This window comes from Rhodococcus sp. KRD175 (assembly GCF_017168275.1).
GTDB classification, from domain to species: domain Bacteria; phylum Actinomycetota; class Actinomycetes; order Mycobacteriales; family Mycobacteriaceae; genus Rhodococcoides; species Rhodococcoides fascians.
Genome location: NZ_JABFAQ010000004.1, coordinates 732226 through 746412 on the forward strand (window position 1 = coordinate 732226; position 14187 = coordinate 746412).

Below are 14187 nucleotides of genomic sequence, written 5' to 3' on the forward strand. Positions count from 1 at the left end.
CCCCAACTCGGCCACGATGTCGCGTCGTATTGGGCACACCTTCTGGTCATCGCCCCGATCTGACATTCGGACCCGGTGCTCACGAAAAATCCCCGCTCGGCCGTGTAGGCCGGGCGGGGATGATTCGTATGGGGTGACCGAAGATCAGACAGGCTCGGGCAGCAGCCGCGTCAACACATCCGACAGGGTGACAACGCCGATAGTGCGCGCACTGTCACCCGCCTCGGCCGACGGTTCGACGACCAGCGCCAGATGATGTCTGGTCTCGCGCATCGACTGCAGGGCGACGTAGACCGGTGTCGTCCGATCCAGCGTGTAGGCCGGGCGGGTGATCTCGGCGAGATACTCCGGCTCGGTCAACGTATCCCTCACGTGCACAACACCTTTCACTACGTCGTCGTCACTGACGAGGATGCGCAGATGGCCGCTGATCCGAGACGCCTCCCGCACGTCGTCGATCGACGCTGATGACGGTACCGACGTCGGCGCGCCACTTCCGGCCACCAGGTCACCGACGGTCAGATCCTGCAATTCCAATGCCCCGGATATCTGTGCCTGGTAACTCGCGTCCAGGGCTCCCACGTTGACCGAGTGCTCGACGAGCTGACGCAGGTCGTCTGCGTTCTGCCCGGTGCCGACGGTGTCGGCCGGCTCGACGCCCACCTTGCGTAGGCACCAGTTCGCCATGTTGTTCAGGGCCGTCAGCACCGGACGCGTGAGAAACATGAACGCGCGCATGGGGATTGCGAGCATCGTTGCCGACTTCTCGGGATGTGCGATGGCCCAGGACTTAGGAGCCATCTCGCCGACGACCAAGTGCAGGAACGTGACGATGATCAGGGCCAGGACGAAGCCGAGGACGTCCGCGAACCAGTAGGGCAGGCCGATGCTCTCGAACAGCGGCGTGAGCCAGTAGTGCACGGCCGGCTTGGTGGTCGCGCCGAGCGCGAGGGTGCAGACGGTGATCCCGAGCTGCGATCCGGCGAGTAGCACCGTCAGTTCCGAGGAGCTGCGCAGAGCAGCCCGCGCCGCCCGCGAGTTGGGGGCAGCATCCTCGAGGCGATGCCGTTTGGCCGCAAGAAGTGCGAACTCCACGGCAACGAAGAAGGCGCTCGCAGCGATCAGACCGATGGTGACGGCCAGAAAGACCCAGAGGTTGCTCATCGGTGCGCTCCTGCAGTATCGGACTCGGCCGAATTCTCGTCGTGCTCGGTTGTCCGCTCGTCGATGGTGAGGGTCAGTAGTGACGGCACGTGACTGTCGATCTCCTGCACCTCGATCGTGACGAATCGAATCGGCGTCTCGTCGTCGTTGGCGAGGTCCGCGTTGTCCGGCGGCAGATCGACCTCGATTCGGGTCCCGATATCGGGTAGCGAACCATGATGGGCGATGGCGAATCCCGCGATGGTCTCGTAGTCACCGTCGGGGAGGTCGACGCCGATGGCGCGCTCGACCTCGTCGACGTGCACCTCCCCTGCCATCGTCCAGCTGCCGTCGTCGGCGCTGACCGGGCTCGGGTCGAGTACGCCGTCGTCGTGCTCGTCGGTGATCTCGCCGACGAGCTCTTCGGCCAGGTCCTCGATGGTGATCACTCCGGTGAGACCACCGTATTCGTCGATGACACAGGCCAATTGGTTCCGTGTCGCCCGCAGCTCGCGCATCGCGTCGGGCAGGCTCTGCATCTCGGGAAGGATCAGCGCATCGCGGGTGAGGTCTGCGATGGGGGTCGAATCCGGCGCGGTGGAGGCCAACACGTCGTGCAGATGCACCACACCCACGATTCCGTCGTCCTCGTCGAGCACGGGGTATCGAGAATGTTCTTGGCCCATCAGTGTTTTCACCTCACCGAGGGTGTCGGTGTCGCGGACCGTCGCCGCACGTGAACGCGGGATCATGGCGTGTTCGACGTTGCGCGTGGGGAAGTCGAGAATGCGATCGAGCAGCGTCGACAGCTCGTCGGGCAGATCCCCGGTCTCCCGCGAGTCCGACACGATGTGCTCGAGGTCGCGTGGGCTGGCCGAATGTTCCACATCGTGCACGGGCTCGATCTTCAGCGCTTTGAGCAACAGGTTCGACGACTGGTCGAAAATGGTGATGAGCCAACCGAAGAGCTTGAGATAGATGGTCGTCGACAGCGAGAGCCATCGAGCCACGGGCTCGGGGCGGGCGATGGCGAAGTTCTTCGGAAACAGTTCACCGAAGAGCATCTGTACGAACGTCGCGAACGTGATCGCCAGAACGGCACCGAGGCCGACACCGACTGCTGTCGGAACACCGACGCCGCCCAGTATCGCTCCGAACGACTGCCCGATCAGCGGTTCGGCGACGTAGCCGACCAGCAGGCCGGTGACCGTGATACCCAGCTGTGCACCTGAGAGCATGAACGAGGTCCGCTTGGTGACGGTCAGCGTGCGAGCTGCGACGGCGTCGCCGGCCTCGGCACGCGCCTTGAGCCGGGACCGGTCGACGGTCATGTACGCGAATTCCTGCGCAACGAAGTAACCGGTTGCGACGGTGATGAGAAAAACGACGAGCAGGCCGAGCAGAAGAGTGAGCAGAACGCTCATTCGCCGGACACCGCCTCGCACGTAGTAGCTGTAGTGCGGGGAGCCGTGTCCGGCCCGGGTTTATCGCTGTCCATGATTCCTCGAGGTCGAGTGGTGGGAGATTTGTCCGATACTACCGGGTCACGGCGCTTTCACGACGAGGACGGGGACCGGGCTGTCCAACAGAACGCGCTGCACCGTGCTGCCCATCAGGAATTTGCCGACCGCCGATCTGCGCTTGGACCCGATGACGAGCATCCCCGCACCGACGTCGGCGACGAGATCGACCAGTGCGCCGGCCGGGTCTCCGCCGTCCGGTTCGACGCGCACAGTCGTCGCAGTTCCGGGGAGAGTCCGCTCCACCTCGGCCTGCGCCGCGCTACGGTCTTCCGCCGATACGGAATCGCGGTCCACCACGGACAATACGATCAGCTCGGTCCGACGCAGCTCTGCCTCGGCGGCACCACGTCGCAACGCTTCCTGGCCCTCGGGGGTGTTGCTCATCGCTACTGCCACTGCGCTGCCTACCGACACGATCTCTCCCGTTGCTCGAATCCACCGAAGATCGACCTCGATGTTGTGAACTGGACTAATCAGACAAACTGTATCTAACCTGACGCTGTGACACACCACACGAAAGGTCTCTGATGGCGATATCGCCCACCCTGCTACGAACGGCCGGAGCCCTGGTGGTGGTGGGAGCAGTCACCGTCGCCGGGATCGACGCCGCTCGCAGTGCCAGCGGCTCCGACGCCCGAGCCAAATTGACACTGATAGCACCTGCTGCCGCCGGCGGCGGCTGGGACTTGGTCGCGCGCGAGTCGCAGCAGGCGCTGCGCAGCGACGGCATCGTCAACAACGCGCAGGTGGTCAACGTTCCAGGGGCCGGCGGCACCATCGGCCTGAGCCAACTCGAGAACCTCAGCGGTCAGCCCACCACGGTGATGATCACCGGCACCGTCATGCTCGGCGGCATCGCGATCAACAACTCCGACACCACCTTGGCCGACACCGTGCCGATCGCCAAGCTCGCCGAGGACTTCGAGGTCTTCGTCGTTCCCAAGGACTCGCCGATCCAGAACCTCGACGACATGATCGAGGCGTGGCGGGCCAATCCCGGCGGGCTTCCGATCGGCGGCGGCTCCCTCGGCGGAATCGACCACATCGTCGCGGGCCAATTGGCACAGGAAGCCGACATCGATCCGGCCGCAATCAATTACATCGCCTACTCCGGTGGCGGTGAGGTACTCACGTCGCTGCTGTCCAACACCGTCGGCGTCGCGGTCAGTGGATTCAACGACTTCCGGGACCAGATCGAAGCAGGCAACGTGCGTGCCCTAGCCGTGGCCGCGCCCGAGCCGCTCGAAGGATTCGACGTGGACACGTTCATCGAACAGGGCTACAACGTCGACCTCGTGAACTGGCGCGGAATCGTTGCGCCGCCCGGGATTTCCGACGAGGACCGGCAGACGCTCGTCGACATCGTCACCGAGATGGTCGAGACCGAGCAATGGGCGACGGCCGTCGAACGAAACCGCTGGAAGGAATCGGTCGTCACAGGAGACGAATTCGGGGAATTCCTCGAGGTCGAGCAGGCACGTATCACCGGAATTCTGGAAGAGCTGGGGCTGGTATGACAACGACGACTCCCGACACCGCAACCTCCCGCTCCTTCTGGACGGGCCGTAGCGGCCTGATCGTTCCGGCACTGCTCGTCGCACTGGGCGCATTCCTGGTCTACGGGACCATCACGATGGATGTGCCTCCCACCGCCACCTCCCCTGGCCCGCAGGTCTTTCCGGCCATCGTCGCCGGCGGTTGCTTCGTGGTCGCCGTGTTGGTCACCATCCAACTCATGGTCAAGCCCGACGTCATCGATCGCGGCGTCGACGACGACGGCGTGCCGCACACCGGCACCGTCAGCAACTGGCGAACCCTGTCGATCACCGTCGGATCGGTGGCAGTGTTCATCGCTCTCCTCGACCCGCTCGGCTGGGTTCTCGCCGGTGCCATCCTCTTCTGGGGTGTCTCGGTCGGATTGGGTGGTCGCCGTTACGTGTTCGACGCGGCCGTCGCGCTGCTGGTCTCGAGCGCCGTCCAGATCGCATTCTCCGCGGGCCTCGGCCTGACCTTGCCCGGCGGCGTTCTCGCCCAGATCTTCTGACGGAGCTGAATTTTCGATGGATTCATTGAGCAATCTTCTCGACGGGTTCGGCACTGCGCTGACTCCGATGAACCTGGTGTGGGTGTTCGTAGGCGCACTGCTAGGCACCGCCGTGGGCGTGCTACCCGGACTCGGTTCTGCCATGGCGGTGGCGCTTCTGCTGCCGGTCACGTTCACTCTCGACCCCACCGCGGCGCTGATCATGTTCGCCGGAGTGTATTTCGGCGGCCTGTTCGGCGATTCCATCTCCGGCATCCTGATGAACACCCCCGGCAACAGCACCGCCATCGCCGGCACGTTCGAGGGCCACCGGATGGCCAAGAACGGCAGAGCCCCTCAAGCTTTGGCCACCTCGGCCATCGGCGCGTTCATCGGCGGCATCGTCGCGACGACCCTGGTGGTGTTCTTCGCCCCGACGCTCGCATCGTTGGCGACCAACTTCGGTCCGGCCGAGTACCTCGCGCTGGCAGTGTTCGCCTTCATCGCCACCTCCGCGGTGGTCTCCGACTCCGCTCTCAAGGGGTTGACCGCACTGCTGATCGGTCTCACTTTGGCCGTGATCGGTATCGACGGTCCGTCGGGCGCTTCACGATTCACCTTCGAAGTACCTGCCCTGTTCGACGGCATTCACATCGTCGTGATCACGGTCGCGATGCTCGCACTCGGTGAGGTCATCCACATCGCCTCGAAGATCGGCCGCCCCGAGGACCGGTCGTTGATCAAATCGCAGGGCCGCCCCTGGCTGAGCAAGGCCGAGTTCCGCGACGCACTGCCGGCCTGGCTGCGCGGCACGGCATTCGGCGTGCCGTTCGGTGTCATTCCTGCCGGAGGTGCGGAAGTGCCGAGTTTCCTCGCGTACGGCACCGAGCGCAGGCTCGACCGCAAGCGCGAGAAGCCGATGTTCGGCAAGGGTGCCATTCGCGGTGTCGCAGGACCGGAGGCCGCTGGAAACTCCACAGCCGGAACGGCAATGGGAGCGCTACTGGCGCTGGGGCTGCCGACGTCGGCGACAGCGGCCATCATGTTGGCTGCATTCCAGCAGTACGGCATGCAGCCCGGACCACTGTTGTTCGAGCGCAGCGGCGACATCGTCTGGGCCCTACTGGCGAGCCTGTTCGTGGCCATGATCGTGCTGCTGATCCTCAACCTGCCGTTCGCACCGTTGTGGGCGCAGCTGCTGAAGATCCCGAAGAACTACCTGTACGCGGGTATCTCGGTGTTCGCCGCCCTCGGCGTCTATGCGTCCAGTGCGTCGATCGTGGATCTGATCTTCATGCTCGGGCTCGGCATCGTCGGATTCATGATGCGGCGCTACGACATTCCGCTCGCACCGGTGTTGATCGCCGTGATCCTCGGCCCACTCGCCGAGGAATCACTTCGACGCGCACTGGCCGTCAGCGAGGGCGACCCGTCGATTCTGGTCAGTAGCGGCATCACCATCGTGCTCTACGCACTGATGATCATCGCCGTGGTGTTCTCGATCGTCAGCAAGATCCGCGCCCGCAAGACCGCCGACTTCTGAGTGCCCTCCGCGCAGTGGTGTGGCTCTGTTCTCGGGTCGTTCCGCAGGCTCCACTCCTGCGCGCCCGCAGGCGCATAACCACACCACTGCGAAGCACTCAGTGCTGCAGAGCCGGGTAATCCGTGTAGCCCTTGGCACCGTCGGTGTAGAACGTGCTCTGGTCCGGCTCGTTCAGCGGCAGATCCTCACGCCAGCGGTAAGCGAGATCGGGGTTCGCGATTGCCGGACGTCCGACCACGACGGCGTCGCCGACATTGTCGTCGAGCAGCGACAGCGCTTCGTCGCGAGTGGTGATCTCACCGAAGCCGCTGTTGACGAGCACGGCGCCGCCGAACGCCTGCCGCAGATCCTGTACCAGCTCGCCCGACGGATCCTTGTGCAGCACACTGAGGTACGCCAGACCGAGCGGTGCGAGCCGCTCGACCAAGGCGCGGTAGGTGGCACGCACGTCGTCGGAGTCCGTCTCGAGCGCATCCTGAATGTTGTGCTCGGGCGAAATGCGGATGCCGACCTTGCCGGCTCCGAGCGCCGCGGCCACGGCCTCGACCACCTCGGCCACGAACCGTGCCCGGTTCTCCGGTGAACCGCCGTACTTGTCGTCACGCTGGTTCGAGGCGGGCGAGAGGAACTCGTGCAACAGGTAACCGTTGGCACCGTGAACCTCGACGCCGTCCATACCGGCAGCGACCGCATTCTTCGAGGCCTGTACGAAATCGGCGATCACCGAGGGCAGTTCGTCCTCCCGCAGTGCACGCGGGGTGGGGTATGCCTTCTTTCCCTCGTACGTGTGAGTCTCGCCGTCGATGGCGATGGCACTGGGCCCGACGACCTCACGGCCACCCGTCGTCGCCTCGTGGGTCACGCGCCCGGCATGCATCACCTGAGCGAAGATCAGCCCGCCGTCGGCGTGCACTGCGTCGGCGACATTGCGCCACCCCTCGATCTGCTCGTCGGTCACCAGACCGGGCTGACCGGGGAAGCCCTGGCCCGCATGGCTCGGGTAGGTGCCTTCACTGACGATGAGACCGAGGGATGCCCGCTGCTTGTAGTGCTCGACCACCAGCGGACCCGGCACTCCGTCACGTCCTGAGCGCACCCGCGTCAGCGGAGCCATCACCAACCGGTTGTCGAGCTTCAGGTCACCGAGCGTCAACGGGGAAAACAACTTCATGGATCTCTATCTCCTTACGAGTGCGTGCACAGTCCTTGCCACTGATCACTCGAACCACCGAGATCCATGAAGCTATTCCGATCCGAGACATTGCTCACTCACAGGATGTACAGCATCTCCTGGTACGTCGGCAGCGGCCAGAGATCGTCGGCCACCATTGCCTCGAGGGTGTCGGCCGCAGAACGGACAGCCGCCATTGCAGGCAACAGTTCGTCCTTGGCGTGGGTGGCCTCGGCCAGAGCGTCGCCGCCCGGATCCGCTTCGAGGGCGGCCTTCAATGTCGCCAACGCTGCGCGCAGCTCCGACAGTGGAGCCGAGACTGCGTGCAGCGCAGTCATGTCCACGTCGTCGACGCCCGCGCCCTTGAGCGCACTGACGTTCTGCGCCAATTCCGTCTGGTATCGCACGGCAGCGGGCAGGATGGATGTCTGACCCATCTCCAGCGTCAACCGCGCTTCGACGAACACCGTCAACGCGTACTGCTCGAGCCCGATTTCGTAGCGCGAGTGCATCTCTCGGTGGTTGAACACCTTGTACTTCTCGAACAGTTCCATCGCCGACTCGGAAATCAACTCCGGCAACGCGTCGAGCGTCGTACGCAGGTTCGGTAGGCCGCGTGCCTCGGCCTCGATCTGCCAGTTGTCGGAGTAGCCGTCGCCGTTGAACACCACCGCGCCGTGTTCGGTGATGATCTCGGTCAGCAGATTCTGCACGGCGGTGTCGAAATCGGTGCCGTCGGCGACGGCCGCTTCGAGGTTGGTCGCCATGTAGTCGAGCGCCTCGGCCATGATCGTGTTGATCGTGACCATCGGGCCGTTGACGGTCTGCATCGAACCGGGGGCGCGGAACTCGAACCTGTTGCCGGTGAAGGCGAACGGGCTGGTTCGGTTGCGGTCGCCGGGATCGGTCGGCAGTACGGGCAGGGTGTCGGCACCGATCATCATGGTGCCCTTGCCTTTCGAGGATGTGGCTGCGCCCTTGGCGATCTGGTCGAACACGTCGGCGAGCTGATCGCCGAGGAAGATCGAGATGATTGCCGGCGGTGCCTCGTTGGCACCGAGGCGGTGATCGTTGGTCGCCGACGCCACGGATGCGCGCAGCAGACCGCCGTACTTGTGTACCGCGCGGATGACAGCGGCACAGAAGACGAGGAACTGCGCGTTGTCGTGCGGATTGTCGCCGGGCACCAACAGCGATCCCAGGTCGGAGTTGCCGAGCGAGAAGTTGACGTGCTTGCCCGAGCCGTTGACGCCTTCGAAGGGCTTCTCGTGGAACAGGCACTCCATGCCGTGCTTCTTGGCGATCGTCTTGAACGTCGTCATCAGCAGTTGCTGGTGATCGGCCGCGATGTTGCCGCGCTCGAACATCGGGGCGATCTCGAACTGTCCGGGTGCGACCTCGTTGTGCCTGGTCTTGGCCGGGATGCCGAGCTTGAACAGCTCCCGCTCGGTGTCCATCATGAAGCCGAGCACGCGCTCGGGGATGGCACCGAAGTAGTGGTCGTCGAATTCCTGGCCCTTGGGCGGCTTCGAGCCGAACAGGGTGCGACCTGCATTGAGCAGGTCGGGACGGGCCAGGAAGAAGTGCCGGTCGACGAGGAAGTACTCCTGCTCCGGGCCACAGAACGAGACGATGTTCTCGATGTTCTCGTGTCCGAACAGCTTCAGGATGCGCTCGGCATGTCCGCCCATCGCCTGCTGCGAACGCAACAGCGGCGTCTTGTGGTCGAGGGCCTCACCGGTCATCGAGACGAACACCGTCGGGATACACAGGGTGTTACCGTTCGGGTTCTCGAGGACGTACGCCGGGCTGGTGACGTCCCAGCCTGTGTATCCGCGTGCCTCGAACGTGTTGCGCAGGCCGCCGTTGGGGAAGCTCGACGCGTCGGGCTCGCCCTGAATCAGCGTCTTGCCTGCGAATTCGGCGAGCGCACTGCCGTCACCGACGGGATCGAAGAAGCTGTCGTGCTTCTCGGCCGTCAACCCCGTGAGCGGGTAGAAGACGTGCGCGTAGTGCGTTGCGCCCTTCTCCAGAGCCCAGTCCTTCATCGCCGACGCCACCGCGTCGGCCACCATGGGGTCGAGCTTCTTGCCCTTGTCGATCGTGGCCATCACCGACTTGAAGACCGACTTGGGCAGTCGCTTCTGCATGACGACCTTGCTGAAGACGTTCTCACCGAATATCTCGCCCGGCTTCTCGTCTCCGACGAAGCTGACCGCAGGCGGCACGTACGCCTCGACGTCTTTGATCGCCTGCAGGCGGACGGTATTTCCACTCATGGCTACCCCTTGGCAAGGTGCGCTCCGCACCTGGTGTGTGCGGAGTCCGACTCGGCGACTGTACGAATGCCTCGTGGCGGTGGTGTTTCGTCGCTGTGTCCACTGCAATGCAAAACCGTCGGAAGGCAGGAGTTTCCTTCCCCGCAGACGGGGGTAACTGCGTAGCCAGCGTAATCAACCGGAAAGCGTGGCCCCATGACCGACGAACTGACCGTCCGCCGCGTGATCGACGCTCCTCCCGCCTCCGTCTTCACCGCGCTCGCCGATCCCGAGGTCCAGGCCGCGGTCGACGGCTCGGACATGCTGCGCGGTCCGATCGATCCGACGCCGCTGAACGCGGTGGGCGACACCTTCACGATGGGTATGTATCAACCGGAACTGGGCGAGTACGTCATGGAGAACACCGTGTTCGTGTTCGAGCAGGACCGACGCATCGGTTGGATTCCCAATCGCCAGGGCATGGAACCCCGTGGCACGCGGTGGTCCTGGGAACTCGAGGAGGTCGCCCACGACAGGACAGCACTGACGCAGGTCTACGACTGGTCCCGCGTCACCGATCCGGAGTTCCGAAAGATGGCCGGCTTTCCGAGGGTGACCGAAGAACAGATCGTCGGCACGATGCGCCGTCTCGCAGAACACCTCGGCGTCACCGTCGAGAACTGATCCATCGAAAGAGAGAACCTCATGGTCGACGTCACCCGAACCTTCACCGCCGCTGTCGCGCTCGACAAGGCCGCCGCATTCCTGCGCGACTTCTCCAATGCGTCGGCGTGGGATCCGGGAACCGAGAGCTGCACCCAGGTCTCCGACGGCCCGGTGGCCGTCGGAACGCAGTGGCACAACGTCTCGAAGTTGTTCGGAGTCACTACCGAACTGACGTATACGTTGGTCACCGACGAGCCCGATCACGTCGTGCTCGAGGGGAAGAACAAGACGGCAACCAGCGTCGACGACATCACGCTGACAGCCGAGGGCCCCGGGTCGACCCGGATCGACTACCACGCGCACGTCGAATTCAACGGTGCGGCAAAGGTTGCCGGCCCGTTCCTGAAGGCGGGCTTCGAGGCAAAGGTCGCTCCGGAGACCGTGGAGAAGATGACCGCCGCGCTGGAAAGACTGTGACCTCGGCGCTTCCGAGCTCAGTACCTCGAAGTCACTTTCGTTCCAGCGCAGGCTTTTTCGCGAGGACGGTGAAGTTGTCGGCCGCGGACTCGTGTCGGTCCGGCGCGATGCGTTCGCCGTCGTCGCCGTAGACGGCGATCAGTTCGAGGCCTGCGGCGGCCACCAGAGTGCGGACGTCGTCGAGGGTCGAGAAGTGCATGACGAGTGCGAATTCGTGGGCTTGCAACGGGGCCAGAGCCCACGATCGGTGATCCTCGGCTTTCGACCGATTGACGAGCCAGTTCCGCACACCGCGCACCTGCGCAGACGGATCGAGCAGACGACGTCCGACGGCGACGAGAAGTGCTCGCAGCGAGAACTGTGGCCGAGTCGTCGGTCGCCGTAACTGAAACGGGCTCTCCAGATACGACCGGCCACCTCGATTGAGCGTCGAGAAGACCACGACGCCTGTCTCGTCGGTCACCCGCGCGAATTCGGCCAGTACGCGGCGGCGTTGCTCGTGGGCCACGGTATCGAGTCCGTTGTTGCTGAAGACGACCAAGCCGAACTCACCGTCCTCGAACGCCGCCAGGTCACGAGCGTCGGCGACGTGCGCAGGCAGATCGGGAAAATTCTTCCGGAAAGCGTCGATCATGTTGGGGGCGTAGTCGATTGCCACGTAGCGGTCGGACAGCAGTCGCAGCAGCGGCGTGGTGCGGCCGCTCCCCACACCCACGTCCAACACCGGAACCCCGCGGGCCAGGTCTGCGGCGGCGACCAAGGCTGCGGCCTCACCGCGATCGAGAAATCCGTCGGTGGGTCCCATGAATTCCACGTACGTGGCGGCGACCCGAGCATCGTCGAAAACACCCCGGTTGGAGTCGGTGGACAACTCGGACACCTCCCCGTTCACGAGCTGCGGACGTACCGCAACTGCCGACGACCGTACCGACGAATCCTGAGGCGCGCCTGAGGTGCTGCCCCGGCGTCTCGGCACAGGTATGGTCTGGTTCCCCTCGTCCGTGCATCATCGACATATGACGAATTCGTACGACGCGTGGCCCGAACTTCGAGTCGACAGCTGGGCGGACACGCGCGACACGGTGCAACTGTGGACCCAGATAGTCGGCAAGACCCGAATGGCGTTGTCTCCCCCGCTCAACCACTGGTGGGGAGTTGCGCTGTACGTCGACGCCTCGGGCCTGACGACGTCGCTGATGCCACTCGGCGATCGAGGCCTCGAGATTCGCTTCGACTTTCTCGCACACCAGTTGATCCTCGCCACCACCGATGGCGAGCGCCGAACCATGAAGCTCGAGCCTCGAACCGTTGCCGACTTCTACGCCGAGTACACCGATCTGCTTTTCGGGCTCGGCGTGGAGGCTCCGATCGTGGCAGTGCCGGTCGAACTGCCACACGCGACACCGTTCGCCGAGGACGTCGAGCACGCGTCGTACGACGCCGATGCCGTCCAGAAGTTCTGGCGAGCGCTCGTCAGCGCTGATCGGGTGTTCTCGGAGTTTCGAGCCGGCTTCCGCGGCAAATCCAGCCCGGTCCACTTCTTCTGGGGCGCTTTCGATCTCGCTGTCACACGATTCTCCGGAAGGCCTGCACCACAACATCCCGGTGGTGTTCCGAACTGTCCCGACTGGGTGATGCACGAGGCATACAGCGACGAGGTGTCGAGCGCCGGGTTCTGGCCGGGCGGGGCCGCGGAGGGCGCGTTCTACGCGTACGCCTACCCGAACCCGGACGGCTACGACAGTCATCCGGCCGTCACCGCCCCCGCGTACTTCGATCGTGATCTCGGCGAGTACGTACTTCCGTACGAGTCCGTCCGCACCGCCGAGGACCCCGACGCACTTCTGCTCGCCTTTCTCGAGAACACCTATCGCGCTGCTGTCGAGACCGCCCACTGGGACTAGCTCGGGTGGGGGCGGTCATCGTTCCCCCCATTCGGGGGTATCCCACGGGTGACCCGGATCACTACCGTTCGTCGCATTCGGTATCGCACATATACCCGATACCCGACAAAAACGGAGGAACCATGACCGCTGTCTCGCCCGAGGATCCGGGCGTCGCCACTCCGACCCCACCGGCGGTGCAGACGAAGACGAGCGTCCGCCGAGTAGCGGTTGCCAGTGGCATCGGCACCACGATCGAGTTCTACGACTTCTTCATCTACGGCACTGCCGCCGCACTCGTCTTCCCCACGATTTTCTTCCCGGCGCTCGGATCGACCGCGGGCACCGTGGCGTCGTTCGCGACGTTCGCCGTCGCGTTCATCGCCAGGCCCGTCGGTGCGGTGCTGTTCGGCCACTTCGGCGACCGCATCGGTCGTAAGAAGACCCTGATCTCGACCCTGCTGTTGATGGGCGTGTCCACCTTCGCGATCGGTCTACTGCCCGGCGCAGCCACCATCGGAGTCGCAGCCCCGATCATTCTGGTACTGCTCAGATTCGGGCAGGGATTTGCCGTCGGCGGAGAGTGGGCGGGTGCCACGCTGCTCACTGCCGAGTACGCACCGGCCGGCAAGCGTGGGTTCTATGCGATGTTCCCGCAGCTGGGACCCTCGGCCGCGTTCATCTTCTCCAGTGCGACCTTCCTCGCCACCGGCCTGCTGTTCGGCGATACCAACGAGACCTTCCTCAACTACGGGTGGCGAATTCCGTTCCTGCTCAGCGCTGTTCTGGTCCTCATCGGCCTCTACATGCGGTTGGCCATCGAAGAGACCCCGGTCTTTCGAGCCAACAAGCTCGCCGAGGAGCACGCTCCGGCGAACTCGGCACCGACCAAATTGCCGATCTTCGACGCTTGGCGCATCCAGAAGCGCGAAATCATCACTGCGGCAGGTGCATTGGCGTCCCTCTTCGCCTTCTTCTACATGGGCACCGCATACCTGACGAGCTACGGCACCAAAACCCTCGGGTTCGACCGCCCGTTCGTGTTGGTCACCGGGATAGGCGCTGCGGTGATCTTCGGTATCGCCATCGCCACCTCGGCAACCTATTCCGATCGCGTCGGCCGACGCCGGGTCATCATGGCGGCGTGCATCGTCGCGGTGCCGTGGTCGATAGCACTGTTCCCCTTGCTGGACTCGGGCTCACCGGTCGCGTTCGTGATCGGCATGTGCGTGACGCTCGCAATCTTCGGTGTTGCGTACGGGCCGACCGGAGCTCTGCTTCCGGAGCTCTTCCAGACCCGATTCCGTTACACCGGAGCCGGTTTGGGCTACAACCTCGCCGGCGTTCTCGGTGGCGCGATTCCGCCGATGCTTGCCGCACCGCTCACGGCTGCGTTCGGCAGTATCTCGATCGGCGTGATGCTGGCTCTGCTGTCGGTGCTGAGTCTGGTCTGCACCAAGAGACTGATCGAGACCAAGGATGTCGACATGGCGTAAGGGC

At 64.2% G+C, this 14187-nt stretch carries 13 protein-coding genes; 7 read left to right on the forward strand and 6 right to left on the reverse strand.

Annotated features, from left to right (window positions below; all coding sequences use genetic code 11):
• Positions 1 to 144: 144 nt before the first annotated feature.
• The 3 genes from J1M81_RS07905 to J1M81_RS07915 all read right to left on the reverse strand — a co-directional run bounded on the left by J1M81_RS07905 (position 145) and on the right by J1M81_RS07915 (position 3080).
• Positions 145 to 1164 (reverse strand): hemolysin family protein, encoded by a 1020-nt coding sequence (locus J1M81_RS07905; protein WP_032374841.1) that lies wholly within the window; start codon positions 1162 to 1164, stop codon positions 145 to 147.
• Positions 1161 to 2567, reverse strand: a complete 1407-nt coding sequence (locus J1M81_RS07910; protein WP_027495766.1) for a hemolysin family protein — start codon at positions 2565 to 2567, stop codon at positions 1161 to 1163. The genes J1M81_RS07905 and J1M81_RS07910 overlap by 4 nt, the downstream gene beginning before the upstream one ends.
• Before the next feature lie 120 nt (positions 2568 to 2687).
• Positions 2688 to 3080 carry a universal stress protein gene (locus J1M81_RS07915; RefSeq protein ID WP_230598305.1) on the reverse strand — a complete coding sequence of 131 codons (393 nt, stop codon included), beginning with the start codon at positions 3078 to 3080 and terminating at the stop codon, positions 2688 to 2690.
• 113 nt (positions 3081 to 3193) lie between these two features.
• Between J1M81_RS07915 and J1M81_RS07920 the strand changes: the two genes are divergently transcribed.
• Genes J1M81_RS07920 through J1M81_RS07930 form a run of 3 tightly spaced genes read left to right on the forward strand, consistent with a single transcriptional unit; the run spans position 3194 to position 6232 of the window.
• On the forward strand, positions 3194 to 4183 hold the full coding sequence (locus J1M81_RS07920; RefSeq protein WP_027495764.1) for a tripartite tricarboxylate transporter substrate binding protein: 990 nt from the start codon (positions 3194 to 3196) through the stop codon (positions 4181 to 4183).
• Complete coding sequence (locus J1M81_RS07925; protein ID WP_027495763.1) at positions 4180 to 4710, forward strand: tripartite tricarboxylate transporter TctB family protein; 531 nt, start codon at positions 4180 to 4182, stop codon at positions 4708 to 4710. The genes J1M81_RS07920 and J1M81_RS07925 overlap by 4 nt, the downstream gene beginning before the upstream one ends.
• A gap of 16 nt (positions 4711 to 4726) precedes the next feature.
• The gene (locus J1M81_RS07930; protein ID WP_032381592.1) at positions 4727 to 6232 is read left to right on the forward strand and encodes a tripartite tricarboxylate transporter permease; all 1506 of its coding nucleotides are present in this window, start codon (positions 4727 to 4729) and stop codon (positions 6230 to 6232) included.
• Positions 6233 to 6329: 97 nt separating this feature from the next.
• On the opposite strand, the gene J1M81_RS07935 is transcribed toward J1M81_RS07930, so the two are convergent.
• Both J1M81_RS07935 and J1M81_RS07940 read right to left on the reverse strand, forming a co-directional pair.
• Positions 6330 to 7403 carry an alkene reductase gene (locus tag J1M81_RS07935; RefSeq protein WP_027495761.1) on the reverse strand — a complete coding sequence of 358 codons (1074 nt, stop codon included), beginning with the start codon at positions 7401 to 7403 and terminating at the stop codon, positions 6330 to 6332.
• Between the two features lie 98 nt (positions 7404 to 7501).
• Positions 7502 to 9682 (reverse strand): glutamine synthetase III, encoded by a 2181-nt coding sequence (locus tag J1M81_RS07940; protein WP_094621566.1) that lies wholly within the window; start codon positions 9680 to 9682, stop codon positions 7502 to 7504.
• 195 nt (positions 9683 to 9877) lie between these two features.
• Here J1M81_RS07940 and J1M81_RS07945 point away from each other — a divergent pair, with 195 nt between their 5' ends.
• Both J1M81_RS07945 and J1M81_RS07950 read left to right on the forward strand, forming a co-directional pair.
• Positions 9878 to 10345 carry an SRPBCC domain-containing protein gene (locus J1M81_RS07945; protein WP_094718041.1) on the forward strand — a complete coding sequence of 156 codons (468 nt, stop codon included), beginning with the start codon at positions 9878 to 9880 and terminating at the stop codon, positions 10343 to 10345.
• Between the two features lie 21 nt (positions 10346 to 10366).
• Entirely contained in the window at positions 10367 to 10804 is a 438-nt protein-coding gene (locus J1M81_RS07950) for an SRPBCC family protein (RefSeq protein WP_027495758.1), read from the forward strand.
• 31 nt (positions 10805 to 10835) lie between these two features.
• Here J1M81_RS07950 and J1M81_RS07955 read toward each other — a convergent pair whose 3' ends face one another.
• On the reverse strand, positions 10836 to 11675 hold the full coding sequence (locus J1M81_RS07955; protein WP_206497867.1) for a class I SAM-dependent methyltransferase: 840 nt from the start codon (positions 11673 to 11675) through the stop codon (positions 10836 to 10838).
• Positions 11676 to 11820: 145 nt separating this feature from the next.
• Between J1M81_RS07955 and J1M81_RS07960 the strand changes: the two genes are divergently transcribed.
• Both J1M81_RS07960 and J1M81_RS07965 read left to right on the forward strand, forming a co-directional pair.
• Complete coding sequence (locus tag J1M81_RS07960; RefSeq protein ID WP_206497868.1) at positions 11821 to 12708, forward strand: DUF5996 family protein; 888 nt, start codon at positions 11821 to 11823, stop codon at positions 12706 to 12708.
• Between the two features lie 122 nt (positions 12709 to 12830).
• The gene (locus J1M81_RS07965; protein WP_027495755.1) at positions 12831 to 14183 is read left to right on the forward strand and encodes an MFS transporter; all 1353 of its coding nucleotides are present in this window, start codon (positions 12831 to 12833) and stop codon (positions 14181 to 14183) included.
• The last annotated feature ends 4 nt before the right edge of the window (positions 14184 to 14187 follow it).

Excerpts from the sequence above, each read along its gene's own strand:
- J1M81_RS07905 (WP_032374841.1), bottom strand. The coding sequence starts at position 1,164 with ATGAGCAACCTCTGGGTCTTTCTGGCCGTCACCATCGGTCTGATCGCT.
- J1M81_RS07910 (WP_027495766.1), bottom strand. The coding sequence starts at position 2,567 with ATGAGCGTTCTGCTCACTCTTCTGCTCGGCCTGCTCGTCGTTTTTCTC.
- J1M81_RS07920 (WP_027495764.1), top strand. The coding sequence starts at position 3,194 with ATGGCGATATCGCCCACCCTGCTACGAACGGCCGGAGCCCTGGTGGTG.
- J1M81_RS07925 (WP_027495763.1), top strand. The coding sequence starts at position 4,180 with ATGACAACGACGACTCCCGACACCGCAACCTCCCGCTCCTTCTGGACG.
- J1M81_RS07930 (WP_032381592.1), top strand. The coding sequence starts at position 4,727 with ATGGATTCATTGAGCAATCTTCTCGACGGGTTCGGCACTGCGCTGACT.
- J1M81_RS07935 (WP_027495761.1), bottom strand. The coding sequence starts at position 7,403 with ATGAAGTTGTTTTCCCCGTTGACGCTCGGTGACCTGAAGCTCGACAAC.
- J1M81_RS07940 (WP_094621566.1), bottom strand. The coding sequence starts at position 9,682 with ATGAGTGGAAATACCGTCCGCCTGCAGGCGATCAAAGACGTCGAGGCG.
- J1M81_RS07945 (WP_094718041.1), top strand. The coding sequence starts at position 9,878 with ATGACCGACGAACTGACCGTCCGCCGCGTGATCGACGCTCCTCCCGCC.
- J1M81_RS07950 (WP_027495758.1), top strand. The coding sequence starts at position 10,367 with ATGGTCGACGTCACCCGAACCTTCACCGCCGCTGTCGCGCTCGACAAG.
- J1M81_RS07960 (WP_206497868.1), top strand. The coding sequence starts at position 11,821 with ATGACGAATTCGTACGACGCGTGGCCCGAACTTCGAGTCGACAGCTGG.
- J1M81_RS07965 (WP_027495755.1), top strand. The coding sequence starts at position 12,831 with ATGACCGCTGTCTCGCCCGAGGATCCGGGCGTCGCCACTCCGACCCCA.